Raw genomic sequence first — 25568 nt, 5'->3', positions numbered from 1 at the left:
AGCGCGGAGGAGGCGGTAAGAGCGACAATGGCTGCACGCATGTTTCGAGGATAGCTGGCGCGCGCGCCTCGACCAAGAAACGACCCCGGCAAGAAGCGTCCATGCTAGGGAGACGCGTCGCATGGCTTCCCTGGAACAAGAGCTGGAACAAGGGCGGGGACCTGGGCTGGAAGACGAGCGCGGGCGCGCCGACGTCGCCCCTCCGGACGGCGAGGTGGACGAGGCGGGCGGCGACGAGCCAGAGGCGCCCCCCGCCCGGAGCTTGCGCGAATGGCTGCGCGGCGCGCCGCTCTCCGGCCGCCTGCACCTCGCGCTCGGCCTCGTGCTGCCGGCCGTCCTCCTCGTCGCGAACATGGTGCGGGTGCGCTCGTTCACGATCGACGACGCGTACATCTCGTACCGCTACGCGCGCAATTTCGCCCGGGGCCTCGGGCTCGTCTACAACGCGGGCGAGCGGATCGAGGGGTACACGAACTTCCTCTGGACCGTGCTGCTCGCGGCCGGCATCAAGGTCGGCCTCGACCCCGACGTCCTCGCCAAGGTGCTCGGCGGGCTCGCCGCCTGCGGCTCGCTCGGCGCGCTCTATCTGCTCGCGAACCGGCTGCGCCCGCTCGGCGCGATCCCGTGCATCGCGACGTGGCTGTTCGCGAGCTCGATCGTGCAGAGCGGATATGCCGTCTTCGGCCTGGAGACGCCGCTCTTCGTGCTGCTCGTCCTCGCCGGCACAGAGATGATGTTCCGCGAGCGCGACCGGGGCACGGGCTTCCCGTATTCGGGCCTCGTCTTCGGGCTGGCCGGCCTGACCCGCCCCGAGGCGCCGATGTTCCTCGGCATCCCGATGCTCTTCCTCGGCCTGCGCTTCTTCGGGCGGCAGAACCTCCTGCGCGGCGTCGTCTTCGCCGCGCCCATCGCGCTCCACATGCTCTGGCGGCACAGCTACTACGGCACGTGGCTGCCGAACACGCTGAGCGCCAAGACCGGGAGCCTCGCCCAGCAGCTCGCCGGCGGGCGGCACTACATCGGCGAGTACGTCGAGCACACGTGGCCGGCGCTCCTGCTCGCGCTCTTCGGCCTCTGCGTGGCGATCGTCGCGCGGCACCGCGACGCGCTGTGCGTCGGGGCCCTCGCGCTCGCGGTGGCCGGCTACGTGCTCCTCGTCGGCGGCGACTGGATGCCGTTCTATCGCTTCATGAGCCCGTTCGAGCCGTTCTGCTTCCTCCTCGCGGGCCTCGGCGCGCGCTCGCTGCTCGAGCCGATGCTCCCGGCGCTCTCGGCCCGCGCCGCGCGCGCGGGCGCCGGCCTCGCCCTCGCCGCGGGCGCCGGGCTGCTCATGGCCGGCAGCATCGTCGCGCTGGGCGCCTTCCGGGCGCAGCGGATCGACAGCGCGCAGCACCGGATCCTCGACGACGAAAAGCGGTTCTGGGACAGCGCCGCCGGCGGCGCCGCCGCGTGGTTCCTGCAGCACGGCCAGCCCGGCGAGGTCGCGGTGGGCGACATCGGGTACATCGGGTACACGACCGACTATCCGGTGCTCGACCTGCTCGGCCTTGTCGACCCGGTGATCTCCAAGCTCCCGGGCGGCTACACGCACAAGACCGGCCCTGGCTACGTGAAGCGCGTGTTCGACAAGGCGCCGCGCTACTTCGTGTTCGTCGGCGGCGCCGACACGTGCGACAAGCTCCCGTTCCCGGCGCAGGAGAAGCTCCGCAAGGACCGGCGCTTCCGGGGCGTCTACGACGTCGCCGGCATGGTCCGTCACAGCAAGAACGGCTACTGGTGCATCTTCGAGCGGCGCGCCGATGCGCCGCCGCCCCCCGCGGCGGCCGCCGCCCCCTGAGCGCCGCCGCCCCTCGCGGCGGCCGCGCCCCGAGCGCCGCCGCCGCCCCGCCGATGCGCGCGACCCCACCATCGAGCCGCGCGACCCCACCGCCGACGCGCAAGGTTTGCTAGCATCGCCGCCCCATGCCCTGGCTCTGGTACGTAGGTCCCCTCGCGTTGCTCGTCGTCTGGTACCTGACCGGCTTGCGCGGTCGGCACGAGTCGCGGCGCGACGCCGAGCTCGTGCGGTGGCGCGCGCTGATGACCCCGAAGCCGGCCGCGCGCCGGTCCGGGGCGCACGGCCGGAAGACGACCGCCGAGGTCGCCGGCCCGCGCCCGGTGCGCTCCGCGCCGTCCAGCCTCGAGCGGATGCTGCAGGAGACGGGCGGCGGCAGCGTCATCGCCCGCTACGAGCTCGTCCCGAAGCTCGCCTTTGTCGCCGTCGTCGGGCCGGACGCGAAGAACGGCAGCGAGTACCAGGTCGTCCTCGCCAAGCTCGCCAAGCCCGCGCCCCGGCTCACCGTGTGCCCGCTGCCCATCGTCGACGGCAGCCGCGTCCCGAACACGGGCATCCAGTTCAAGAAGGACCCGGAGTTCATGGAGCAATTCCTTGTCGAGGGGGCGGAGGCGAAGGCCATCGGCCGGTGGCTCTCGACGCGCGTCCGCGATGCGCTGCGCGACTTCCCTGACGCGTGGCTGTTCGTGCAGGACCGCGTCATGGCGCTCGCGGCGTACGGCCCCGTCGACGCGGAGCGCCTGGAGGAGCTCGTGATCGCCGCCGACGCGATCTTCGCGGATCACGGCAGCGATGGCGCGCCTTCCCTTCTCTTCGAGGGCGACAGCGAGGGGGAGGACGACGAGGACGACGCCGACGACGAGGAAGAGGACGACGACGACGGCGACGAGGACGACGACAGCGACGAGGAGGAGGCGCCTGCGTCGGCCCCCGCCGGCTCCGCCAAGCAGGGGGCGCCCGCGTCCGGATCGAGCCGGCCTGCCCCGCGCAGGTCGTAGAGCGCCTCCCCGCGCCGGGCATCCTCCGGGCGCGCGCCGCCCCCAGCGCGCCACGACATCTCCCTTCATCCCCCTCGCACCTCGGCCGATATGCCATCTCGCGGCCGCGGACGGCGCCGTTCGGCGGCCACAGAGGGGCCGAGGCGTGTTAGTCATCGCAGCCGGGCCTGATTGAACGCGAAACCGCTGCTCTCCTCCGCCGTCCTGCTCTCGCTGTGGCTCGCGGCGCCGTCGGCCGCCCCGGCAGAGAAGAACGGTTGGGTCAAATCCCAGGGCTCCCGCGCGGAGCTCGAGATCGACGTCCTGAGCAAGTCGGCCGACTGGTCGATGGACGACGTCGACGCCGAGGTGAGCACCTTCGGCCTGAGCTTCGCGCTCGTCGGTCAGCTCGCGTGGCGCGGCCGGCTCCACCTCGACGCGGAGCTCCCGCTCGCCTACGGCAGCGTCTCCGCCTCGTTCCGGTCGACGCGGCTCGGCGTCGACGAGAGCAGCAGCGCCGGCAGCCTCCTCTTCGGCAACCCCACGCTCGGCGTCCACTACGCGCGCGCCCTCTCGCGCAAGCTCGCCGTCTTCGGCGGCGGCTCGCTCTCGCTCCCCGTCCTCAGCGACCCCAACGCCGACGCGCGCGCCACGCTCCAGGCGACGCTCCCGGCGCGCGCCTTCTTCGACCTGCACCGGCTCATCCCCCAGCATTTTCCCCTGAGGGCCCGCGGCGGCGTCGAGGCCGAGGTCGCCACGCGGCTCATCTGCCGCGCCGAGACAGCGGTCATGCTCGCCCTCCCGACCGCCGGGGGCGACGCCGAGCTCGTGCTCGAGCAGGGCACCGAGCTCGAGCTGCGCACCAGGGGCTCGTTCGGCGGCGGGCTGCGGCTGCAGGCGGCGCTGACGCTCACGCAGGAGGACATGGCGCAGCTCGCGTTCGAGCCGTTCGCCCTCTACGCGCCGGCGAAGTCCAATTTCTACGGCCGGGCGGGGCTGCTCGTGGCGCTCGACCCGTCGCTCGGGTTCGGCCTCGCCGAGGACAAGATCGCCACGCTGCGGCTCGCCGTCGGCCACAGGTTCTGAGCGCGCCCCCCGCCGCCCGTCGTACGCTGCGCGGACAGGGAGCGCGCGCGGGCGAAAGGCGGGTGGGTCGGCGATGGGCGAGCATCAGGTCTCCGAGCAGGTGAACGAGGAGCAGCTTCAGGCCTTCATGCGGGCGCTGCTCGACGACGTGGAGGCGCTCGAGCAGATCCTCCGCGACGACCGCATCGAGTCGGGCGTGCGCCGCATCGGCGCCGAGCAGGAGATGTTCCTTGTCGACCGCGCGCTCCGGCCCGCGCCGCTCGCGCCCGAGGTGCTCGAGCGGGCGGCCGACGGCCGGCTCACCACCGAGCTCGCCCGCTTCAACCTGGAGGCGAACCTCTGCCCGCTGCCGTTCGGCGGCGACTGCCTCCGGCGGCTCGAGGCCGAGCTCTCCGACGTCGTCGGCCGGGCCGCCGAGGCCGCGCGCGCCCTCGGCGCCGAGGTCCTGCTCGCGGGCATCCTCCCCACCCTGCGCGCCGGCGATCTCCGCCTCGAGAACCTCACGCCGTCGCCGCGCTACAACGAGCTCAACCGCGCGCTCCTCCAGCTCCGCCAGGGCGATTTCCGCGTGTCGATCCACGGGCTCGACGAGCTCGAGATGACGCACGACAACATCCTGCTCGAGGCGTGCAACACGAGCTTCCAGGTCCACCTCCAGGTCGGCGCGCGGGAGTTCGCGCCGCTCTACAACCTGGCCCAGGTGGTGACCGCCCCCGTCCTCGCCGTCGCCGTCAACTCGCCGCTGCTCCTCGGCCAGCGGCTCTGGCACGAGACGCGGATCGCGCTCTTCGAGAGCTCGATCGACACGCGCCCGACCGACCGCGACGTCCGGCAGCACCGGCCCCGCGTGCACTTCGGCGACGGCTGGGTGCGCGAGGGCGCGCTCGAGCTCTTCCGCGAGGACATCGCCCGCTTCCGCGTGATCATGACCGCCGAGACCGGCGAGCACCCCGCGGCCGTGCTCTCGCGCGGCGAGGTGCCGGACCTCAGGGCGCTGCGCGTCCACAACGGCACCGTCTACCGCTGGAACCGCCCCTGCTACGGCGTCGCGGACGGGATCGCGCACCTGCGCGTCGAGAGCCGCGCGCTGCCCGCGGGCCCCACGATCCTCGACGAGGTCGCGAACGCCGCCTTCTTCTTCGGCCTCATGTCGGGCCTCGCCCCCGAGCACCCGCGCATCGACCTGGAGATGCCGTTCGAGGACGCCAAGGCGAACTTCTTCGCGGCGGCGCGCCACGGCCTCAAGGCGCAGCTCACCTGGCTCGGGCAGAGCCTCCCCGCCGCGGAGCTCGTCCTCTCGCGCCTCCTCCCGGCCGCCCGCGCGGGCCTCTCGGCCGCGGGCATCGACGCGGCGGACATCGACCGCTACCTCGGCGTCGTCGAGGAGCGCGTGCGCCGCGGCCAGACAGGCGCCCAGTGGGCGCTCGGCTCGCTCGCGTCCATGGCCGGGCGCGGCACCCCGGAGATGCAGCACCGCGCGCTCTGCGCCGCGATGCTCGCCCGCCAGCAGGAGGAGGCCCGCGGCGGCGGCTCGGCGCGCCCGGTGCACACATGGGAGCCCGCCGCGCTCGAGCCCGACCTCGACCTGCTGCGCGAGAGCTACAGGACCGTCGGCCAGTTCATGTCGACCGATCTCTTCACCGTGCGCCCCGCCGACATCGTCGACTTCGCCGCGAGCGTCATGGACTGGCGCCACGTGCGCCACGTCCCGGTCGAGGACGACCAGGGCCGCCTCGTCGGCGTCGTCTCGCACCGCGCCCTGCTCCGCCTCACCGCCCGCGGCGCCGCGGCGCCGAACGGCTCCGCCCCGCCCACTGTCGCGTCCATCATGCGCCCCGATCCGGTGACGATCACGCCCGAGACGCCGACCCTCGAGGCCATGCGGATCATGCGCGAGCAGCGCGTCGGCTGCCTCCTCGTCGTCGCCGGCGAGCGGCTCGTCGGCATCGTGACCGAGCGCGATCTCCTCGACGTCTCGGCGAGGCTTCTCGAGGCCTTCCTGCGCGATGGGTGAGCGGCCGCGCATCGCGGCGGAGTGAAGAGGGAAACGCAAAGGCGCCAGAAGAAGCCGAGACAGGATCTTCTCGAGGTCTTCTACGTCTCCTTACGTCTTTTCGCGCCTTTGCGTCCTAACGCTTTGCTCTCGACCGACCGCTATCCAGGAACGACGCGCGGAGCAGCGCTCCGCGCGCGGCTCACAGGTCGCTGACCTCGGTGCACGTCATCGCGTCGCCGCGCGCCTGGCAGTCGAGGAGCGTGCCGGTTGTCTTGAAGAAGCCCTGCTTCGAGCGCGTGACCTGGTAGCGCGTCCCGTCGATCTGCCGGATGCTCGTGTAGGCCCCCTGGCAGCCGACCGCGCCGAGGCTCGCGAGCAGCACCCCGAGAATCATGATCTTCTTCATTCGCCCGCCTCCGTGATCTCGACCTCGCTGCACTCCGCCTTGCCCGGCGCATCAGGGCACATCCAGATCGCAGGCATGTTGTTCTTGTGCCCGGTGACATACACGTAGCCCGGACCGGCCGGCGCCGAGCCCGTGGCCCACGTCGCACACCCGGCCATCGCCGAGGCGCTGCAGACCAGCAAACCGAATTGAATAAATTTCCGCATGGCCCAACACGCTACGAAGGTGCGCCGGTGTAGGCCAAATTCACGACAGCGATCGTCCGGCCGTCCTGCCTGCACCCTGACGACGCGTGTTCCCCCTCGCGTGTTTCCCCCTCGCGACGTGCGTTGTCCGCGTCGCGCTCCTCTCCGGGCGAGGTTGACACGTCGCGTTAGCACACCTAAGGGATCACCTCCCAACCGGCGTGCTCTGGCCAGCCGGGATCCGGGGGGCTGCGCGGGGGCGCGCGGGGCAGGCCCGCGGCGGGCTCTCCGGCGGCGGAGGAGTCGGCATGGCTTCAGGCAAGAAGGGGAAGGGCGGCGGCAAGAGCGGGGGGGCGAGCGACGGGAAGGGCGAGGGTGACCGCGTGGCGGTCGTCGCCGGGCTGCGCACGCCGTTCACCAAGGCGGGGACGTCGCTCAAGGCGCTGCGCACCGTCGATCTCGCCACCACCGTGGTCAAGGAGCTCATCCAGCGCAGCGAGGTGAGCCCGCGCGACGTCACGCTGGTCGTCTACGGCCAGGTGGTGCCGACGCTCGACTGGCTCAACATCGCGCGCGAGGTCGTGCTGCGCACGGGCCTGCCAAAGGACATCGACGCCTACAGCGTCTCGCGCGCCTGCGCCACGTCGCTCCAGGCCATGACAAGCGCCGCCGAGGCGATGCTCGCCGGCCAGCACGACGTCGCGATCGTCGGCGGCGCCGACAGCATGAGCGACGTCCCGCTCGGCGTCTCCCGCAAGCTCGCCGCCGCGCTGACCGAGCTCCAGAAGGCGCGGACGCTCGGCGCCCGGCTCGCGATCCTCTCCCGCCTCTCGCTGAAGGACATCGTGCCGCCGGTCCCCGGCTTCTCGCGCGAGCCGACCACCGGCGAGCAGATGGGCGAGGCCGCCGAGAAGATGGCGAAGCAGAACGGCATCTCGCGCGAGGAGCAGGACGCGATCGCGCACCGCTCGCACACGAACGCCGCGCGCGCCTGGCGCGACGGCACGTACGCGGCCGAGGTCATGCACGTGATCCCCCCGCCCTACGACAAGCCGGTCGAGCGCGACAACGTGGTCCGGGACGACTCGACCCTCGAGGCCTACGCGAAGCTGTCGCCGGCGTTCGACAGGCGCCACGGCACCATCACCGCGGGCAACGCGTCGCCGCTCACCGACGGCGCGAGCGCGCTGCTCCTGATGCGCGAGGCGAAGGCCAAGGCGCTCGGCTACGAGCCGCTCGGGTACGTGAAATCGTGGTCCTACGCCGCGGTCGACCCGGGCTGGCAGCTCCTGATGGCGCCGGTCTTCGCCGTGCCGCGGGCGCTCGATCGCGCCGGCCTCTCGCTCGCCGACATGGATCTCGTCGACATGCACGAGGCGTTCGCCGCCCAGGTCGCGTCCAACCTGAAGGCGCTCGCGTCGCCGTCGTTCGCCGCGGATAAGCTCGGCCGGTCCGAGGCCGTCGGCGAGATCGACCCGGAGCGGCTCAACGTGAACGGCGGCTCCATCGCGCTCGGCCACCCCTTCGCGGCGACGGGCGGGCGCATGGTGCTCTCCACGCTCCGCGAGCTCAAGAAGCGCGGCGGTCAGCACGCGCTCCTCACCGTGTGCGCAGCGGGCGGCCTCGGCGCCGCCGTGGTCCTGGAGGCAGCATGACGACGACGTTCAACCAGGCGGCGCAGGCGCCCGCGGAGCGGGGCCCGCTCTCCCTCGACGTCCGCCCCGACGGCGTGGCGGTCGTCACCTACGATGTCCCGGGCGAGGCGGTCAACACGCTGAAGCCCACGTTCGCCGGCGATCTCGAGCGGATCACGGCCCGGATCGCGGGCGACCCGCTCATCAAGGCGGCCATCCTCGTGTCCGGCAAGGCCGACACATGGATCGCGGGCGCCGACATCGACATGCTGAAGAGCGTCACCACGGCCGCGCAGGCCGAGGCGATCTGCCGCGCCGGCCACGAGGCGGTGCTGCGGATCGTGCGCTCGCCGAAGCCGATCGTCGCCGCGATCCACGGCGCCGCGCTCGGCGGCGGCCTCGAGGTAGCGCTCGCGTGCCACGCCCGCGTGCTGAGCGACGACAGGAAGACGCTGCTCGGCCTGCCCGAGGTGCAGCTCGGCCTGCTCCCCGGCATCAACGGCCTGCAGCGGCTGGCGGAGCGCGCCGGGCTGCAGGCGGCGCTCGACCACGGCCTCACCGGCAAGAACATGCGCCCCTCCAAGGCGCGGCAGCTCGGCGTCGCCGACGACGTGGTCCCCGCGGCGATCCTGCACGAGACGGCCGCGGCGCTCGCGCTCAAGCTCGCGCGTGTTGAAGGCGGCCCGCCGTTCCGCCCGGCGCCCGCCGCGAAGAAGGGGCCGAAGCTCGACCCCGCCGCGCTCACTCGGCTTGCCCTCGAGCAGAACCCGATCGGTCGCGCTGTACTTTTCCAGCAAGCGCAGAAAAAGACGCGCGAGAAGACAGGCGGGCATTACCCGGCGCCCGAGCGGATCATCGAGGTGCTGCGGACCTACGCGGAGCGGGGCTTCGAGGCGTCGAAGGACGTCGAGGCCCGGGCGTTCGGCGAGCTCGTCGTCTCGAGCACGGCGCACCGGCTGATGGAGATCTTCTTCGCCACGACGGCGATGAAGAAGGACACCGGCGTGGACGACCCGTCCGTGCAGCCGAGGAAGGTCGAGAAGATCGCGATGCTCGGCGCCGGCCTGATGGGCGCAGGCATCGCCTATGTCAGCCTGAACGCCGGCATCGCGGTGCGCCTCAAGGACCGCGACGACGCCTCGCTCGGCCGCGGGCTCAAGGTCGTGACCGACATCCTCGGCGAGCGGGTGAAGAAGAAGCAGATCACGGCGCTCGAGCGCGATCAAAAGCTCGCGCTGCTCACGACGACGACCGACACCTCGGGCCTGCGGGGCGCCGATCTCGTGATCGAGGCGGTGTTCGAGGATCTCGCGGTGAAGCACGCCGTCGTGCGCGAGGTCGAGGCGAACGGCAAGGACGACCTCATCTTCGCGTCGAACACGTCGTCGATCCCGATCGCGCGGATCGCGGCCGCGTCCCGGCGGCCGGAGAACGTGGTCGGGATGCATTACTTCAGCCCGGTGCACAAGATGCCGCTGCTCGAGGTCATCCGTACGGAAAGGACCTCTCCCGAGGTCGTCGCGACCGCCGTGGCGGTCGGCAAGCGGCAGGGCAAGACGGTGATCGTCGTGAACGATGGAGTCGGCTTCTACACGAGCCGCATCCTCGGTCCGTACATGAACGAGGCGAGCTGGCTCCTGGCCGAGGGGGTGGCGATCGAGCAGGTCGACCGTGCGCTTGTCGCGTGGGGCTGGCCGGTCGGCCCGCTGGCGTTGCTCGACGAGGTGGGCATCGACGTGGCCGCGCACGTCGGCCCGATCATGATCGAGGCGTTCGGCGATCGCATGTCCCCGCCGCCCACGATGGCCAAGCTGGTCTCCGACGACCGGAAGGGCCGCAAGAACGAGCGCGGGATGTACCTGTACGGCGCGGCGGCGAGGAAGAAGGGCAAGGGGAAGCACGCGGACGAGAGCGTGTATGCCGTGCTCGGCCTGCCGGTGCCGAAGGCGAAGGACAAGCCGCCGGTGCCTGTCGAGGAGATCCAGATGCGGTGCTCTCTCCAGCTCGTGAACGAGGCGCTGCATTGCCTCGGCGAGGGCATCCTGCGCGGCCCGCGCGACGGCGACATCGGCGCGATCTTCGGCCTCGGCTTCCCGCCCTTCCGCGGCGGCCCGTTCCGCTACGTCGACAGCCTCGGCGCCGCCGAGGTGCTCCGCCGCATCGAGGTCTACGAGCGCCGCTTCGGCAAGCGCTGGACGCCCGCCCCGGCCCTCGTCGAGGCGGCGAGGACCGGCAAGCCCCTCTACGCCTGACGCCTCCTGGGCGCGGCGTGGCCGCTCGCCTCCGCGCTGGCAGCCGCCGCGCGGAGGCGCGCCAGCGAGGTGAGGAACCTGCGCACCGCCGGCCATGCATTGCCGGGCTGCGCGCTCCTCGACCCGCAAAACCTTCGCGACCTATGCTGACGACGCGCGAGCCGATGTATGGTCGACACGCGGCCATAGAGCCGAGTTCCACACATATTTTTTGTAAGATGGCCCATTGATCGCGTACGATCGCTGGTTTAGCCTCACTTCGAAGTGAGGCGAGCTGGGACGCAGTCGTGGAAGGCTCGGAACGCCGAGGATAGCGTGAGCGGCGTACATCATCAGAAGGGCAGAGCCCTCGATGATCCTGCGTCTGGATTGAAGGTCCCGGTCGATGGAGCTGGCCCTGGAAAACCATCGAAAGCTTCGTGCCGCAGCCAGCAGGAGACGTTGGAATGAAACCTGTTCGCCGAAACGAAGGTAAGGACCGTTCTCCCAATCCCGCCCGCCGGTCGGATGAGGTCAAGAAGCAGGCGCGCACCAGCGCGAAGGCGCGCACCAGCGCGAAGAATGCCGCCGGCCGCGCAGCAGACAAGGGCAAGCGCGCCTCGCCGGCGGAGCTCGCCAGTACGCTCGAGCAGCTGGAGAACCGTGCGCGGGCGCAGCAGGCGATCCTCGACAACATCGTCGACGGCGTGGTGGTGAGCCAGCAGGACGGGAAGATCGTGTATTCCAACCAGGCGGCCGAGCAGGTCATCAACCTCGCGATCACCGATAGCTCGCCGGATGAGTGGAGCAAGCGGTACGGACTCTACCACGTCGATGGGGAGACGCCGTTTCCCCCGACCGATCTACCCCTCGCCCGCGCGCTCCGAGGCGAGGTCATCACCGCGCAGGAGATCTTCTTCCGGAACAACAAGAACCCGAAGGGCGGCTGGCTCCTCGTGAGCGCGCGCCCGGTCCTGGATCCCGGGGGCTCGTTCGTCGGCGCCGTCGCCGTGTTCCGTGACGTCAGCGAGCGCAAGCGGTGGGAGCAGGAGATGGATCTCCAGCTCGTCCGCGAGAAGGAGAGGAATGACACGCTCGAGCGCCTGCGGCTCACCGTCCAGCAGCTGTCGACTCCGATCCTGGAGATCTGGGATGACGTCCTCGTCCTGCCCATCATCGGCATGCTCGACTCACGGCGCAGCGGCGAGGTGACGGACCAGCTGCTCGAGGAGATCGCGCGGAAGCAGTCCCGCTTCGTCATCATCGATGTGACCGGCGTCGAGATCATGGACTCCTCGACGGCGGATCGGCTCCTGAGGCTAGTGAGCGCGGTGGAGCTGCTCGGCGCCCGGTGCATGTTGACCGGCGTCCGGCCCGCGGTGGCGCAGACGCTCACCGCGCTGCGCGTGGATCTCGGCCCCATGCTCACGCTCCGCAATCTCCGGCACGGCCTGCAGACCTGCCTGCGCATGATGCAGGCGGACGTGGATGTGACCCACGCCGTCGCGTCCCGGCCTCAGGTCGCCGCGCGGCGCTGAGGCCCGCCGACGCGCGATGCAGCGCCGACGCCGCGGTCCGACCGCGGCTCCGCGGACGCGCGCGACGAGGCGCCCGGCCGTGACCGGGTTCGAGCATGCGGTCAGGATCGATCGATCCATGGTCTGCCTGCCGTCCGCCCCGCAAATCGATTCTATCCAGGGCAAACTGGGCCACGACCCGAGGCCGCGAACGCGATGCGCCCCCACCCGGAGCGGGCGACATCGCGCGAGCGCTCCCCGCCCAGATGCATGGCTCGCGGGCGCGGTGCTCGTTCAGAGCCCAGAACATTTCATTGTCCAGAACGCTGAAATGACCTGCGGCGAGTCATCGCGCAAGCCCACGTTATCATAACACAAATAACGAATGCGCCGTCACTGGCCCCTTCCTGGACGCGGCTGGACTGACATGTAGGCATCGATCACATGCCCACGCATCGGCGTTGACATCGGTGGTTCGTTCCGCGATTTTGTCGTGGACTGAACGGAGCTGTCAGCATCCGCTGCATGCAGCAGGAGGGTCGTCTATGCTGAGCGATCGCGCGTCCCACACCGACGGACAGTCAACGGTTGACATGTGCTCGACACAAGCCGACGTGTTGAGCCCGCGAGAGGGTGAGGCAGGGATACTGAAGCGGCTGAGCGCGCTGGGCAGGAGAGATGAAGACCCGATCGACCGGGGCTATCGATACCTCAGCCAGACCTTCGACGTCGACCGCTGCTACCAGGCCAACCTGAGCAGGGCGCCGGATTTCACGTCCCGCATCGAGATGCCGGATGAGATCTTCACCTCCGCGATCATCTTGGACCTCCTGATGAACAGCAGGCTGAGCTCCAGGGTAAAGCGCCGTCTCACGGAGTTTCTCGGCGAGAGCCACGACAACGGGCTCTTCTCGTATTTCGTCGATGCGAGCCTGCTCCCCCGCGACGTGGACGACACCGGGCTCGCGTTGTCGGTCCTGATAAAGGTCGGCGCCGCTCCCATCGGAGTCGCTCTTTCGGCCGTCTCGAAGGTGCTGCAGAACGTCGACGAAGCCGGGGTCATCCACGTGTACATGCCCCCGAGGGGCGAGCGGGAAGGGCGCTGCAGGATCGACCCGATCCCCTGCGCCAATGCGCTGTACCTGGCCTACCTCCTGGGGAGGGAGGACGAGGCGCGGCCCACGGAGGAGTACCTGATCGACTCCCTGCGCCCGGAGAAGATCGCGCGCCCGGACGCCTTCTATTACTATCTAACGCCGGACGTGCTCCTCTACTGGGCGTCGAGGTTGCTGGACTTCGAGAGGTTCACGCAGAAGTATGCGCACGTCGTCGAGGGCTTGCTGAGGGCGCGGATCGGGAGCAGCGACGTCCCCCTGGAGCTCGCGCTCAGGGTCATCGCGGCCAACCGCCTGCGTGTCGACAACGCACCCGAGAGGGACGCCCTGCGAAGGGCACAGAAGTCGGATGGCTCATGGCCTATATCACCCATCTACAAGCTGGGCCGCTCCGATATCTACGTCGGCTCGGAGGCCCTGGTCACCGCGTTCGCCCTGAAGGCGCTCGACGGCGATTGAGCCAGAACGCACGACCGGCGGGCTCCCGGGGTGGCGCCGCCGAGAGGAGAGCGAGATGAACGAGCGAGCCGCGTTTGGGGTGATCCAGGGATCGGGCAGGGCCGAGGAGTTCGGCGAACGTCTGCGCGGCATGGACATCGACGTCCCGGACTTCGAGAAGATCAGGCCCCCGGAGCTGCTCCTCCCGGGGAAGTACAAGGTGAGCGAGCACCTGGAGGAGATACGGTCCCCGTACATTGACTGGATGGTGAGCGCGGAGCTCATCGAACGGGGGACCGAAGGTCATGACGTCCTGGTGGGCATGAAGCTAGACGACTGCTCTGGGCTGATCTTCCCAGATCATCCGAAGGAGCTCGTGCTGTACGGGGCGATATCCCTCGCGCTGTTCTTCGCGATCGACGACGTCATTGACAACGTGAACGCCGACGCCTCGAAGAAGCTGGACTACATCCGGAGGGTCGGACAGATCGCCCGCGGAGACTCGCCTGCAGCGGGAGACGATCACATCGTGAGGGCGTGGCACCGGTGGTTCAAGGAGATCGAGGCGTTCGCGTCGCCGCCGCTCTTCAAGGCCTTCGCCGGGGCCCTCCAGTTCCACCTCAAAGGGCTGAGGGTCCAGGCGCTCCAGGACGGGCGCGCCGTCCTCGGGCCCACCACCCACCTGATGCGGAGGCGGGACAACATCGGCAGCAGCTACTTCATGCCGCTCGCCGCGGTGTTCCTCGAGCGCGCGCACGGGCTGCGCATGCAGCCCGTGCTGGAGGATCAATACGTCAAGAGCATCACCGAGCTCGTCGCCTTCGTCATCGTGATCCACAACGAGCTCCTCGGGCTCTACAAGGACGTGAAGAGCGGGGAGGCCAATTTCATCGCCCTCCTTCAGCGCGAGCACGGCATCGGGCTGCAGAGCGCCTGCGACCTGGCCGGCAAGCTCGCCGACGACATGGTGAAGGCCATGGTCCAGATAGAGAGGGATCTCCCGGAGCTCGTCGACGGGTACGAGGGGATGGCGGAGGCGATCACGAGGTACGTTCGTACGGGGTACACGATCATCCGCGGCACCTTCGATTGGTACTTGATCACCCACCGGTACTCCAACGAGAAATATTTCTCGTTGTGAAGCGCACGCCGGCCCTCCACCGAGAGGAGGGCCCTGTCGGCGGAGCAGGGAGAGGGAACAGGAGGACGAGTGGCATTGAACATCGGAGCCGATTCTGCGCTGTTTCCGGACAGCCGACCGCTCACTGCCCCGCGCATGCCGCCGCTCGTGGGCGGCGGGCTACCGCTGCTCGGGTCGCTGCCGGCGCTGCTCAGCCAGCAAGCCGAGTTCTTCCCGAGGGCCCGCGCGCGACACGGGGACGTGTACAGGCTGCGGCTCGGTCCCTTGAGCATGATCGTCGTGAATCACCCGCGGCACGTCCAGCATGTCCTCCGGGACTGCAGCTCGAAGTACGGGAAAGGCGGCGCGCTGTGGGACTCGATCAGGACCCTGCTGGGCAACGGCCTGGGCGTGAGCGAAGGGGACTACTGGCTGCGCCAGCGCCGCATGATGCAGCCGCACTTTCACCGCGAGCGGCTCGACGAGCTCGTCGGCGTGATGGTCGATGCCATCGACGACGAGCTCGAGGTCTGGGACACCGCCGCGAGGACGGGCTCACCGCTCCACCCGATGCACGCCGTCAGCCCGATCATCATGAAGCTGATCACGAGAGCGGTGCTCGGAGGCGACATCGACCGCGAGGAGATCGAGCTCCTCACCGCCCGCGTGACGTTCGCCCTCAGCTACGTCTTCCGCGGCATCGTCGCGCAGGAGCTGCCTTCCTGGGTCCCTGTCCCCGGGAGGCGCCGTTACCAGCAGGCGCTCCGCGACATGGACGCGGTCCTGTTCAAGATCATCGAGCGCAGCCAGCGCCGGCAGCAGCGCGCCGGGGACAGCGGGGGCTTGCTCGCGACGCTCATGAGCGCTGTCGATCCCGAGACCGGCCAGCGGATGACCGCCGACCAGCTGCGCGATGAGGTCGTGACCCTGTTCCTGGCTGGCTACGAGACGACCTCGACCGGGCTCGCGTGGACACTGCAGTTGCTGCTGCATGAGCCCGCCGTCATGGCGGAGCTGCGCGCCGAGGTCGATCGCGTGGTCGGCCAGAGCCGACCGGATGCCTCGCACCTCGCCAGGCTGTCTTATACCCGCATGGTCTTCCAGGAGGCGCTGCGCGTGCGCCCGCCGCTCTGGTGGCTGGTGCGGGTCGCCGTCGTCGATGACGAGATCGACGGCTTTCATGTCCCGGCGGGCACCTTCGTCCTCGCCCCGACGTACGCCATCCATCGTCATCCGGACTGCTGGGAGGATCCCGAACGCTTCGATCCGGGGCGCTTCACGCCGGAGCGCACGGCCTCGCGCCACAAGCTGGCCTGGATCCCTTTTGGAACGGGCCAGCGCCAGTGCATTGGCAGCACGTTCGCTATGGCCGAAGCGCAGCTCATCCTGGCGCGCCTCGTCCAGCGCTACACGTTCGCCGCCGGCTCGCCGCGCCGGACCGCCGTGCCAGCGCTGTCGATAGCCCTGCGCATCAAGAACGGGACGCCGCTCCGGGTGACGCGGCGCAGCCCGCCCTGAGCGGGCACGCGGCCCAGGGGTCCTCCGCGGGCGGAGCACCCCTTCTCCGGGCCGCCCATCCTCCTGGAAAAAGCGGCGCGGTGTCGACGCCATGCCCTCTGTCGGCGCATGGCGTGACGGGCGCAAACGTCCCCGCGCGGCAGGCGCGGAGTCGCGCGCTACCTCGGATTCCCTGTACACGATCCGAGCCAGCGTGGCCCGCGCGTTGCTTTCCTCTCGGCGAGCAGCAGACCGCGCGGGAGGTTGTCAGTCATGCGGAAGTGCGTTCGCGATTCGGTGGTCGTTATCACCGGGGCGTCCTCGGGGATCGGCAGGGCGGCGGCGATCGCGTTCGCGCGGCGCGGCGCGAGGGTGGTCATCGCCGCGCGGAACGCGTCGGCCCTGGAGGAGGTCGCCGCCGAGTGCGCCAGCGTCGGCGCGCGCGCGCTCGCCGTCCCCACGGACGTGCGGGACGAGTGCGCCGTCAGGGCCCTCGCCCGCGCCGCGATCGACGTGTTCGGCAGGATCGACGTCTGGGTGAACAACGCCGCGGTGTTCCTCTACGCGCGCGCGGACGAGGCGCCCTACGAGACCTACCGCCAGGTCATCGAGACGAACCTGCTCGGCTACGTGCACGGGGTGCGGGCCGTGCTGCCCTGTTTCCGCGCGCAGGGCGCCGGTGTGCTCATCAACAACGTCTCCGCCCTCGGCAAGTTCGGCGCGCCGACGATGAGCGCCTACGTGATCTCCAAGTTCGGGATCCTCGGGCTCGCGTCCTGCCTGAGACAGGAGCTCGCCAGCACCCCGGACATTCACGTCTGCACGCTCCTTCCCGCGTCGGTCGACACCCCGATCTACCAGCACGCCGGCAATTACACGGGCCGCGCCGTCCAGCCGATCCGGCCGATCGTCGACCCCGAGCGGGTCGCGGCCGCGATGGTCTCCCTCGCCGAGCGGCCGCGGCGCGCCACGTACGTCGGCGTCGCCGGCCGCATCACCGCCGCGGCGTTCGTCGCCTTCCCGGCGCTCACGGAGCGGGTGCTCGCCGCGTACACGACCCGCGCGACCTTCCTGGATCGCGCGGCGCCGCACACCGACGGCAACATCTTCTTTCCGATGAAGCACTGGACCGGCGTGACCGGCGGGTGGCGCGCGTCCTCGGGCCTCGCCGCGCTCCTCGACACCGCCCGGGCCTTCGCCGGCCTCGCGCTCGAGGTCCCGGCCGCTGTGGCAGGGCGCCTCAAGCCGCGATGACATGGCCGATCTGGCGCCTTCCGTACGCGATCTCCCAGCCATTCGCGCGCCGCTCTACCGGGCGCTCGGCGACGCCTTCTGCCGCGCGCTGCCGCGCGATCGGTGCGAGGTGCGGCAGGCGGCGCGCTGGTACCCGACGATCGGCGACATGGACGACTGGCTGGACGCCGACCTGGGCACCCTCGCCCTCACGGTGGAGGTCAGCCGTCCCGCCCGCTCCTTCCGCGATCTCCCCCGGCGGCTCAACCCGCTCTGGTGGCTGAGCCCGCGCGAGGCCGACGAGGCGATCGACAACGTGGTCCCCGGCGCTGGCGCGCTCCTCTGCGACGCGCTCGACCGCGGCGTGGGCAGGGCGGCCCCGCGGCCCGACGCGGCGCGGGCGGAGCTCCTGGCCGACGCCGCGGCGTGAAGCGCCGCGCTGCCGGAGGGCGGCCGACGGCGATCGCTGTCGAATAGTGCCAGTCCCGCGCGTGGCATCCACTATCCTTCCGGGTGTGAGCGTCGCCTCATCCCGCATGCCGACGACCCTCAGGGTCAGCCCAAGCGCGGCGGAAGGACCGGCCAGCGCGGATGAGTCCGACATCTGGCAGCACGCCGCGGATGAGGTCGTCGACGGCAAGTACCGGCTCCTCCGGCCGCTCGGGCGCGGGGGAATGGCCGAGGTCTGGCTCGCCGTCCACGTCACGCTCAAGACCGAGCTCGCCATCAAGTTCCTCAGCCTTGCGCTCACCGGCGACCCGGAGCGGTGCCGCACCGTGCTGGAGCGGTTCCGCTTCGAGGCGCAGATCTCGGCCCGCCTGGGCGGGCGCACGCGGCACATCGTCGCCGTGCACGACGCCGGCATCCACGACGACGTCCCCTACCTGGTGATGGAGTACATCCGGGGACGGACGCTGTTCGCCGAGCTGAACGAGAAGGGGCCGACCGATCCGCGCCGCTTCGCGGACGTGCTCGATCAGATCGCGGACGCGCTCACGGTCGCGCACGATATGGGCATCGTCCACCGCGACCTCAAGCCGTCCAACGTGATGCTCCTCGACGAGCCCGGCGCGGCGCTCACCGTGAAGGTCGCGGATTTCGGCATCGCCAAGGCGCTGCACGGCAACCTCGGCCTCGATCGGCCGCGCGAGACGGACGCCGACGTCATGCTGGGCTCCCCGAACTACATGAGCCCGGAGCAGCTCGCCACGCCGCTCGCCGTCGACGCGCGGGCCGACATCTGGGCGCTCGGCGTGCTCGCCTACGAGGTGCTGACGGACTGGCCGCCCTTCCAGGGCAACACGATCGCCGAGCTCATCGTCGCTGTGAGCACGCGCGATTTCGAGCCCGTCACGAAGCTCCGTCGGTCGCTCCCCCAGGGGCTCGACGGCTGGTTCACGCGCGCCCTCGCGAAGGATCCGGCGCAGCGGTTCGCCTCGATCCGCGAGATGGTCCAGGCCTACCGCGCCGCGCTCTCGGCGCCGCCGCCGCCGCCCGAGCCGCCGCCGGAGGTCCCGCTGGCGCGGCGGCCGGCGGCGATGACGGCGGTGGCGCTGGCGTGCCTCGGCACGCTCGTGGGCGCGACGGCGCTCGCGTGGAGCCTGCTCGATCCGCCGCGCGCGGATCGCCCTGCGCGGCGCCTGTCCCCCGCCCTGCGCGGCGCGCTCCAGGAGGCCGCGCTGCGCCCGCCGCCGCCGCGGCCGCCGCAGCAGCAGCCTGGCGCGGCGGGGCAGCCTGCCGAGGCTCCCACCGAGGAGTCCGCTCCGCCCGCCCCGGCGGCCGCGCCTGCGCAGCCGCGCGGGGCCCAGCCCCGTCCCGCCGGAGGCGGGGCAGCTCCCCGCGCGACGGCGACGGCCGCGCCCTCGTCGCCGCCCCCGCCCCCCGCGTCCCGGCGCCGCAAGGAGATCGACAAGAGTGAGATTCTTTGAGCGACAGCTCCTCACGCTCTGCACCGCCGCCCTGCTCGCGGCGGCGCCGGCGCCAGCGCTCGCCGCCGGGGCCGAGGAGGACGCGAAGACGCTGTTCGCCCGCGGCCGTGAGCTGCGGGGCGCCGGCCAGTGCGAGCAGGCGATCATCGCCTTCCGGAGCGCGCTGGAGATCTACCCCGAGGGGCTCGGCGCCCTGCGGAACATCGCCGAGTGCGAGGAGGCGCTCGGCCTCTATGCCTCGGCGCGGCGCGACTGGTGGGATCTCCGGCGCGCCGCGCTCCAGTCCACCGAGGCGAAGTACGCGGGGTGGAGTGAGGACGCCGAGCTCCGCTACCGGGCGCTCGGCAGCAAGGTCGGGACGCTGGCCCTGAAGGTGCAGGGCGCCGAGGGGCGGCAGGTCCGGGTGGCGCTGGACGGCAAGCCCCTCGACCCGAGGCTCCTCGGCATCGATCTCGAGCGCGATCTCGGCGTGCACACGATCGAGCTGTTCTACGGCGGCGCCGCGCCGCTCACGGAGCGCATCGAGCTCACGCCGGGCGCCCGCCGGGTCGTCGCGCTCACCGTGCCGCCGCCGATCGCGGCGCGCGATGCGCCCGCCGCCCCGAGCGCCCCCGCTCCGGTGCCGTCTTCCAGCGGCGCGCGCACGGGCGGCTACATCGCGCTCGGCGTCGGCGGCGCAGGAGCGATCGCGACCGTTGTCGCGCTGGCGGTGCGCGCCGGCGCGGTGTCCGCGGTCGAGGAAGGGTGCTCCCCGGCCGGCGACGGCGCCTACGTGTGCCCGCCGTCGCTCCAGGGGGACTACGACACGGGCAGGACGGCCTCGACGCTCGCCGGCGTCTTCGCTGGCGTCGGGCTCGTCGGCATCGGCGCCGGCGTCACGCTGCTCCTGCTGAGCCCTCCCAGCCCCGCGTCGGCGGCGCAAGGCGCGCCCGCGGCGCGAGGCGCGCTGCGGTCGGCCGAGCTCTCGCTCGCGCCGTGGCCGGGCGGCCTCGGCTCGCGCCTGCGCGTGAGGTTCTGACGTCGGCGCGCGAGCGCGCGCAGCGGCCCGGCGCGACGGGCCGAGCGCCCTCGACGCGGCCGCGGCGCGTCCAGTGCGCGGGGACGGATCTCGCCCGCGCGCGACGCCCGCGGGCGCGCGGCGCTGAGCTTGTCTTTCCGCCCCGGGGCGCTACCCCTCCTCGAGGCGAAGACGCGCGAGAGCAGAGGTCGAGATGAGCTCACGACGAAACAAGATCCTTGGTTCGGTTGCAGGGAGCGGCGCGGTCGCCGTGCGCGGGGCGGCAGAGGCGCTGTTCTCGACGGCGGGCAAGGGGCTCCTCGACGAGGGCGCGCGGGAGGGCCTGCGGCGCGCGATGGTCGAGAACACCACGGCGGTCGTGGACGCGTTCGCGCCGGGGCTCTCGCTCGGCGCGCAGGCGACGACGACGGCGGCGAAGATCCTCGTCGATCAGGGCGGCAAGCAGGCGGGCGCGCTCGTCGTGCACGAGGCGGCGCGGCAGGCAGGCCAGGCGGCGCTCGCCGACGGCGCGTCGGCTGTGGCGGCCAAGGCGCTCGCCCGCGAGGCGATGAAGACCGCCGGCCGGGAGGTCCTGAAGGGCGCGGGCAAGGCGGCCGGGATCGGGTTCGTCATCGACGGCGCCTTCGGCGCGTACGAGGGGGTCACGGCCTACCAGCGAGGCCAGATGACGAAGAAGGAAGCGCTCGCGCACGCGGCCCAGGAGGCCTCGACGGGCGCTGTCGCGACGGGCGCCGGCGTGCTGCTCGCGGCGGGCCTCATCGCGGTGACGGGCGGCGCAGCGGCGCCCCTCGTGTTCGCCGTGGGGGCGGGCGGGGCGATCGGCGCGAAGCAGATCCTGCGCCGGCTCATCGGCCGCGCATCCTCGAAGGACCTGGTCCCCACCGCTCCCGACGGAGTCCAGCCCGGGTGAGGCCAGGACGGTCGCGTGAGCTCCCGACAGGCGCTCTCGCGACGCGACAGGCCCGCTGACCTCTTCCGCGCCAGCCCCGGACCAGCCTCGCGACGCGAGGTCGACGGCTTTCGCCGGACCGCTCGCTGCTCTACATGGTTCTCATGCAACGACGCGTCCCGAGGCGATCGTTCCTGCGCTTCGGCGGGGCGGCGGTCGCGACGCTGGCCCTGCCGTTCTCCCTGATCTTCTCTCGGAAGACGCAGCCCCGTGCGGTCGGCCGGTTCGGGCCCCTCGCGCGCGACCCGGCGGGCATCCTCGATCTCCCCGCGGGCTTCACCTACCGGATCCTCGAGCGCGCCGGCGCCGACATGGACGACGGCTATCGGGTGCCCGGCCGGCCGGACGGCATGGGGTGCTTTCCTGGGCCCGACGGCACCGTCGTCCTGCTCAGGAATCACGAGAACGGGCCGGCGGACAGGGCGATCGGCCCTTACAAAGCCGGGCAGAGCGCGCCGGCGGAGGCGTACGACGCCGCGAGCATGGGCGGCGTCACGCGGCTCGTGCTCGACGCCGCGACGTTCGAGCGCCGCTCGAGCAACCTCGTGCTCGCCGGCACCAACCGGAACTGCGCGGGCGGCCCGAGCCCCTGGGGCTGGCTCACCTGCGAGGAGAACGTCGACGCGCGCCACGGCTACGTCTTCGTGTGCCCGGCGACAGCGTCGCGGGTGGCGCCGCCGCAGCGCCTGACGGGCTACGGCCGCTTCTACCACGAGGCGGCGGTCGTCGATCCAGCGACGCGCGTCGCGTACCTGACCGAGGATCGCACGGACGGCTGCTTCTACCGCTTCAAGCCTGCGGACCCCGCGGCGCCGTTCCAGGGCAAGCTCCAGGCGCTCGGCGTCGTCGGGGAGCGCGGCGTCGACACATCGGGCTGGGCTCCGGGGCACCCGCGCGAGATCGCGTGGGTGGACATCGACGATCCCGATCCGAAGGACGACACGGTCCGGAAGCAGGGCCGGGCCAAGGGGGCCGCTGTCTTCCGGCGCGGCGAGGGCATCTGCCTCTCGCAAGGCGCCGTGTGCTTCAGCGCGACGACCGGCGGCCCGGCGGGCGCCGGGCAGATCTTCCAGGTGGTCCCCGAGGGAGACGGCGGCACGATCGAGCTCCTCGCGCACGCGACCGACAGGGATGCGCTGGACATGCCCGACAACATCACCATCGCTCCCTGGGGCGAGCTCTTCCTCGTGGAGGACGGCCCGCTCGGGAACTTCGTTCGAGGCCTGACCGTGGACGGGCAGGTCTTCGACTTCGCGCACAACGCGCGGAGCCTCGGCGAGCTCGCCGGCGTCTGCTTCTCGCCCGACGGCAGGGCGCTGTTCCTGAACATGCAGGAAGACGGGCTCACCCTGGCCGTGACGGGCCCGTTCCCCGGGGTCGCCGCCGGTCCCGGCGGCCCGCCCACGTCGGCGCCCGCGCCGGGCGCCGGCTAGCGCGTCAGGGCGGCGCCGCTCAGAACGGCGGCGGCGCCGGGTCGCCCGCCGGCAGCGGGCCAGGCTCCGGCGCGTGCTCCGCCTCGGCGGGCGTCGGCGGCGCTGTCGCCGCTCCCGGCGATGCCGGAGCCGGCTGTGGCCCCTCGCCCGGCGCCGGCACGACGCCCTGCAGCTCTTCCGGGGCGCCGCCGTCCGCGGCCTCCGCGCCCGCGTCCGCCTCGGGGACCGGCGCCTCCTCGACCGGCTCCGTGCCGGCGACGAACACCTCCTCGATCGCGTCTTCCTGCCCTTCGCGCGCGAGCAGCCCCGTCGCCGGATCGATCTTCACGCGCACCACGCCGCTCGGCACCGGGAAGTCGGCCGCCGGGCGCTTCGCGTGCGCCTGCTTCATGAAATCGACGAACGCCGGCAGCGCCGACGTGGCGCCCGCCTCGCCCTTGCCGAGCGGCGCCGCGTCGTCGTAGCCGGTCCACACAGCGCAGGCGATGTCGGTCGAGTAGCCGACGAACCATGTGTCCTTCGACTGGTTCGTCGTCCCCGTCTTGCCGGCGATCGGCCGCCCGAGCGATCGCGCCTGCCTCGCGGTCCCGCTCTGCACGACCGACGTCAGCAGGCTCGTGAGCACGTACGCCTCGGCCTCGTCCATCACGCGGTGCGCCGGCGGGCGCGGCGGCAGCGGGATCTCCACGCCTCCGGGCCCGACGATCTTCGTGATGAGGACCGGCTGCTCGTGGACGCCGCCCGCGGCGATGCTCGCGTACGCTGCCGCCATCTCGCGCGGCGTCACCTCGTACGCGCCGAGCGCGAGCGACAGGTCCGCGCCGAGCTTCGACTGGACGCCGAGCGCGCCCGCGAACGCGGCCACGTTCGAGGCGCCGACGCGCGACATCGCCGACACAGCGGCCACGTTCACGCTGTGCGCGAGCGCCTCGCGCAGCCGCGCGGGCGACTTCCCCTCGCTCTCATCGTGGTTCTGCGGGTTGTACCCGGAGACGGCCGACGGGTTGGTCTCCAGGATCGTCGCCGGCGTCAGCGTCCGCGCGTGGATCCCGTAGCCGTACACGAACGCCTTGAACGTCGACCCTGGCTGCCGCCGCGCGAACGTCGCGCGGTCGAGCCCGCCGCGCACCGCCTCGTAGCTGCCGACGAGCGCGACGATCTCGCGCGTCCGCACGTCGATCGCGACGAGCGCCCCCTCGGGCCCGAGCTCGAGCCGCATCGGCACCGGCGCCGCGGGCTTCGCCGCGCTGCCCGTGGCCGCGGCGCGCTTCGTTTCCCCGGCGGCCGCGTCCTCGTCGTCCCCCTCGGCCGGCGCGATGGCCGCGACGACCGGCTCCGGCGCCGGGCCGATCAGGCTGACGCGCAGCACCTTGTCGACCTCGGCGAACTTGCTCGGCACGAGCCCGTTCGGGTTGTACCGCTGCGCGCCGCGGAGCGAGACCGTGCCCTCGACCGTGCCTACCCGCACCGAGAGCGTCCCTCGAGCGTCGTCGGCGCCCGTGACGATCCCGCGGAAGACCTTGTGGCCGGAGGGCGTCCCGTCGAACGGCGGCGGCTCCTTCTTGGCCCGCGCGAGCGGGCCGAACAGCTTGTGCCGCTTCGCGTACGCGTCGAGGTTCTTGCGGACCGCCGCGCGCGCCGCCGCCTGCATCGCCGGATCGATCGTGGTCGTGATCGTGTAGCCGCCCTGCTGCGCGGCGGGCCCCGCGACCTCGCGCAGCACGCGCTGCGCCTCGGAGACCACCTCGGGCGCGAGCTCCGCGAGCGACTCGGTCTCGATGGCGAGCACCACCGGCTCACGCTTCGCCTGCTCGACAAGGATCTCGTCCGCGAAGCCCTTGCGCTGCATCTGATCGAGCACGAAGTCGCGCCGCCCCGCGGCGCGCTCGAGGTTCACGCGGGGCGAGTACACCGACGGCCCCTTCACGACGGCGACGAGCAGCGCGGCCTCGGCGAGCGTCACGTCGCGCACGCCCTTGCCGAAGTAGTACCGGCTCGCCTCCTCGACCCCGTAGCGGCCGTGGCCGAAGTAGATCTTGTTGAGGTAGAGCTCCAGGATCTCGTCCTTCGTGAGCTCCTGCTCGATCCTGCGGGCCAGGATGATCTCGCGCGCCTTGCGGCCGTAGGTCCGGTCCGGCGTGAGCAGGACGTTCTTGACGACCTGCTGGGTGATCGTGCTCGCGCCCTGCCTCGTCTGGGTCGAGCGGAGGTTCACCGCGAGCGCGCGGAGCATGCCGAGGTAGTTCAGCCCTGCGTGCTCGTAGAAGCCCGCGTCCTCGGCGGCGAGCGCGGCGAGCTTCACCTGGTTCGGGATCTCGCCGATGCGCACCACGGTGCGTCGCTCGGTGAAGAGCTCGCCGAGGCGCGTCCCGTCGCGCGCGAGGATGCGCGTCACCTGCGGGGGCCGGTAGTCCTTGAGCTCGCGCGTCGAGGGCAGGTCCGCCTCGTAGTGCTGGACGACGAGCACGACCGCGACGCCGGCGAGGACGAGCAGCGCCGCGAGCGCGATCCCGATGCGCTTCGCCCAGGTCGCGAGCCTGGCGTTCCTGTCCTGCGCGGCCGCCCCGTCCGGCGGGAGCGGCGCGCCCTCGAGGTGCGGCGCGCTGATCGGCCGCGCCCCCGCGCTGTTCCGCTGCGGCGGCTCGCTCCCTCGCCCCGGCGGCACGGACCTCCGCGCCGGCGGCTCCGACGCATGCCGCGGCGGCTCCGACGCCCGCCGCGGCGGCTCCGACGCCCGCCACGCCGGCTCCGACGCGCGCCGCGGCGGCTCCGATGTCCTCCGCGGCGGCTCCGACGCGCGCCGCGGCGGATCGGCCTTGCCGTTTGGATCGTTCCCGTTTCCCCCAGGGTTCCCTGATTGCTCCGAGGCCATGACGTCGTCCCCGTGAACGCTGGCGCATGCGATGCGCATCCAGAGCGCCCGGCGCACCTGCGCGGCGACGCTAGCACGCCCGCGTGGGATCGCCTCGAT

The 25568-nt window shown here is 71.8% G+C and carries 19 protein-coding genes; 16 read left to right on the top strand and 3 right to left on the bottom strand.

The window, feature by feature from the left end; genetic code table 11:
- Positions 1-121: 121 nt before the first annotated feature.
- The 4 genes from WMF42_RS00290 to WMF42_RS00275 all read left to right on the top strand — a co-directional run bounded on the left by WMF42_RS00290 (position 122) and on the right by WMF42_RS00275 (position 5911).
- Complete coding sequence (locus WMF42_RS00290; RefSeq protein WP_061608156.1) at positions 122-1837, top strand: hypothetical protein; 1716 nt, start codon at positions 122-124, stop codon at positions 1835-1837.
- Between the two features lie 125 nt (positions 1838-1962).
- Positions 1963-2832 (top strand): hypothetical protein, encoded by an 870-nt coding sequence (locus tag WMF42_RS00285; protein ID WP_437689666.1) that lies wholly within the window; start codon positions 1963-1965, stop codon positions 2830-2832.
- Between the two features lie 171 nt (positions 2833-3003).
- Positions 3004-3897, top strand: coding sequence for a hypothetical protein (locus WMF42_RS00280; protein ID WP_437689664.1), 894 nt, complete (start codon positions 3004-3006; stop codon positions 3895-3897).
- A gap of 73 nt (positions 3898-3970) precedes the next feature.
- Positions 3971-5911: a glutamate-cysteine ligase family protein gene (locus WMF42_RS00275; RefSeq protein ID WP_437689662.1), complete on the top strand. Its 1941-nt coding sequence runs from the start codon at positions 3971-3973 to the stop codon at positions 5909-5911.
- 181 nt (positions 5912-6092) lie between these two features.
- Here WMF42_RS00275 and WMF42_RS00270 read toward each other — a convergent pair whose 3' ends face one another.
- Entirely contained in the window at positions 6093-6299 is a 207-nt protein-coding gene (locus tag WMF42_RS00270; protein ID WP_061607997.1) for a hypothetical protein, read from the bottom strand.
- Entirely contained in the window at positions 6296-6505 is a 210-nt protein-coding gene (locus tag WMF42_RS00265; RefSeq protein ID WP_155798347.1) for a hypothetical protein, read from the bottom strand. Before WMF42_RS00265 ends, WMF42_RS00270 begins: the two co-directional genes overlap by 4 nt.
- A 287-nt stretch (positions 6506-6792) precedes the next feature.
- Here WMF42_RS00265 and fadI point away from each other — a divergent pair, with 287 nt between their 5' ends.
- The 12 genes from fadI (at position 6793) to WMF42_RS00205 (ending at position 22597) form a co-directional block, all read left to right on the top strand.
- Positions 6793-8139 (top strand): acetyl-CoA C-acyltransferase FadI, encoded by a 1347-nt coding sequence (gene fadI, locus WMF42_RS00260; protein ID WP_081426439.1) that lies wholly within the window; start codon positions 6793-6795, stop codon positions 8137-8139.
- A complete protein-coding gene (gene fadJ, locus WMF42_RS00255; RefSeq protein ID WP_437689660.1) occupies positions 8136-10370 on the top strand; it encodes a fatty acid oxidation complex subunit alpha FadJ in 2235 nt (744 codons plus the stop codon). Before fadI ends, fadJ begins: the two co-directional genes overlap by 4 nt.
- A 446-nt stretch (positions 10371-10816) precedes the next feature.
- Complete coding sequence (locus tag WMF42_RS00250) at positions 10817-11887, top strand: STAS domain-containing protein (RefSeq protein WP_437689658.1); 1071 nt, start codon at positions 10817-10819, stop codon at positions 11885-11887.
- Between the two features lie 524 nt (positions 11888-12411).
- Positions 12412-13440 (top strand): hypothetical protein, encoded by a 1029-nt coding sequence (locus tag WMF42_RS00245; protein ID WP_061607993.1) that lies wholly within the window; start codon positions 12412-12414, stop codon positions 13438-13440.
- Positions 13441-13495: 55 nt separating this feature from the next.
- Complete coding sequence (locus WMF42_RS00240; protein WP_437689655.1) at positions 13496-14560, top strand: terpene synthase family protein; 1065 nt, start codon at positions 13496-13498, stop codon at positions 14558-14560.
- A 135-nt stretch (positions 14561-14695) separates the two neighbouring features.
- Complete coding sequence (locus WMF42_RS00235; RefSeq protein ID WP_437689654.1) at positions 14696-16057, top strand: cytochrome P450; 1362 nt, start codon at positions 14696-14698, stop codon at positions 16055-16057.
- A 252-nt stretch (positions 16058-16309) separates the two neighbouring features.
- Positions 16310-17290, top strand: a complete 981-nt coding sequence (locus WMF42_RS00230; RefSeq protein ID WP_437689652.1) for an SDR family oxidoreductase — start codon at positions 16310-16312, stop codon at positions 17288-17290.
- A 1-nt stretch (position 17291) separates the two neighbouring features.
- The gene (locus WMF42_RS00225) at positions 17292-17699 is read left to right on the top strand and encodes a hypothetical protein (protein WP_437689650.1); all 408 of its coding nucleotides are present in this window, start codon (positions 17292-17294) and stop codon (positions 17697-17699) included.
- An 85-nt stretch (positions 17700-17784) separates the two neighbouring features.
- Positions 17785-19197 carry a serine/threonine-protein kinase gene (locus WMF42_RS00220; protein ID WP_437689648.1) on the top strand — a complete coding sequence of 471 codons (1413 nt, stop codon included), beginning with the start codon at positions 17785-17787 and terminating at the stop codon, positions 19195-19197.
- Positions 19184-20215, top strand: coding sequence for a tetratricopeptide repeat protein (locus WMF42_RS00215; protein ID WP_437689646.1), 1032 nt, complete (start codon positions 19184-19186; stop codon positions 20213-20215). The genes WMF42_RS00220 and WMF42_RS00215 overlap by 14 nt, the downstream gene beginning before the upstream one ends.
- A gap of 193 nt (positions 20216-20408) precedes the next feature.
- Entirely contained in the window at positions 20409-21125 is a 717-nt protein-coding gene (locus WMF42_RS00210) for a hypothetical protein (RefSeq protein ID WP_061605363.1), read from the top strand.
- A gap of 143 nt (positions 21126-21268) precedes the next feature.
- On the top strand, positions 21269-22597 hold the full coding sequence (locus tag WMF42_RS00205; RefSeq protein WP_437689644.1) for an alkaline phosphatase PhoX: 1329 nt from the start codon (positions 21269-21271) through the stop codon (positions 22595-22597).
- A gap of 19 nt (positions 22598-22616) precedes the next feature.
- On the opposite strand, the gene WMF42_RS00200 is transcribed toward WMF42_RS00205, so the two are convergent.
- Positions 22617-25262, bottom strand: coding sequence for a PBP1A family penicillin-binding protein (locus WMF42_RS00200; protein WP_437689642.1), 2646 nt, complete (start codon positions 25260-25262; stop codon positions 22617-22619).
- Between the last annotated feature and the right edge of the window lie 306 nt (positions 25263-25568).

This window comes from Sorangium sp. So ce176, assembly GCF_051519835.1.
Lineage (GTDB): Bacteria > Myxococcota_A > Polyangia > Polyangiales > Polyangiaceae > Sorangium > Sorangium cellulosum_G.
This window is presented reverse-complemented; position numbering and strand designations above follow the sequence as displayed.

Bases quoted from the DNA above. Each gene is read 5' to 3' on its own strand.
- WMF42_RS00275 (WP_437689662.1), top strand. From the start codon at position 3,971: ATGGGCGAGCATCAGGTCTCCGAGCAGGTGAACGAGGAGCAGCTTCAG.
- WMF42_RS00205 (WP_437689644.1), top strand. From the start codon at position 21,269: ATGCAACGACGCGTCCCGAGGCGATCGTTCCTGCGCTTCGGCGGGGCG.
- WMF42_RS00245 (WP_061607993.1), top strand. From the start codon at position 12,412: ATGCTGAGCGATCGCGCGTCCCACACCGACGGACAGTCAACGGTTGAC.
- WMF42_RS00285 (WP_437689666.1), top strand. From the start codon at position 1,963: ATGCCCTGGCTCTGGTACGTAGGTCCCCTCGCGTTGCTCGTCGTCTGG.
- WMF42_RS00240 (WP_437689655.1), top strand. From the start codon at position 13,496: ATGAACGAGCGAGCCGCGTTTGGGGTGATCCAGGGATCGGGCAGGGCC.
- WMF42_RS00290 (WP_061608156.1), top strand. From the start codon at position 122: ATGGCTTCCCTGGAACAAGAGCTGGAACAAGGGCGGGGACCTGGGCTG.
- WMF42_RS00225 (WP_437689650.1), top strand. From the start codon at position 17,292: ATGGCCGATCTGGCGCCTTCCGTACGCGATCTCCCAGCCATTCGCGCG.
- WMF42_RS00230 (WP_437689652.1), top strand. From the start codon at position 16,310: ATGCGGAAGTGCGTTCGCGATTCGGTGGTCGTTATCACCGGGGCGTCC.
- WMF42_RS00270 (WP_061607997.1), bottom strand. From the start codon at position 6,299: ATGAAGAAGATCATGATTCTCGGGGTGCTGCTCGCGAGCCTCGGCGCG.
- fadI (WP_081426439.1), top strand. From the start codon at position 6,793: ATGGCTTCAGGCAAGAAGGGGAAGGGCGGCGGCAAGAGCGGGGGGGCG.
- WMF42_RS00235 (WP_437689654.1), top strand. From the start codon at position 14,696: ATGCCGCCGCTCGTGGGCGGCGGGCTACCGCTGCTCGGGTCGCTGCCG.
- WMF42_RS00210 (WP_061605363.1), top strand. From the start codon at position 20,409: ATGAGCTCACGACGAAACAAGATCCTTGGTTCGGTTGCAGGGAGCGGC.
- fadJ (WP_437689660.1), top strand. From the start codon at position 8,136: ATGACGACGACGTTCAACCAGGCGGCGCAGGCGCCCGCGGAGCGGGGC.
- WMF42_RS00250 (WP_437689658.1), top strand. From the start codon at position 10,817: ATGAAACCTGTTCGCCGAAACGAAGGTAAGGACCGTTCTCCCAATCCC.
- WMF42_RS00265 (WP_155798347.1), bottom strand. From the start codon at position 6,505: ATGCGGAAATTTATTCAATTCGGTTTGCTGGTCTGCAGCGCCTCGGCG.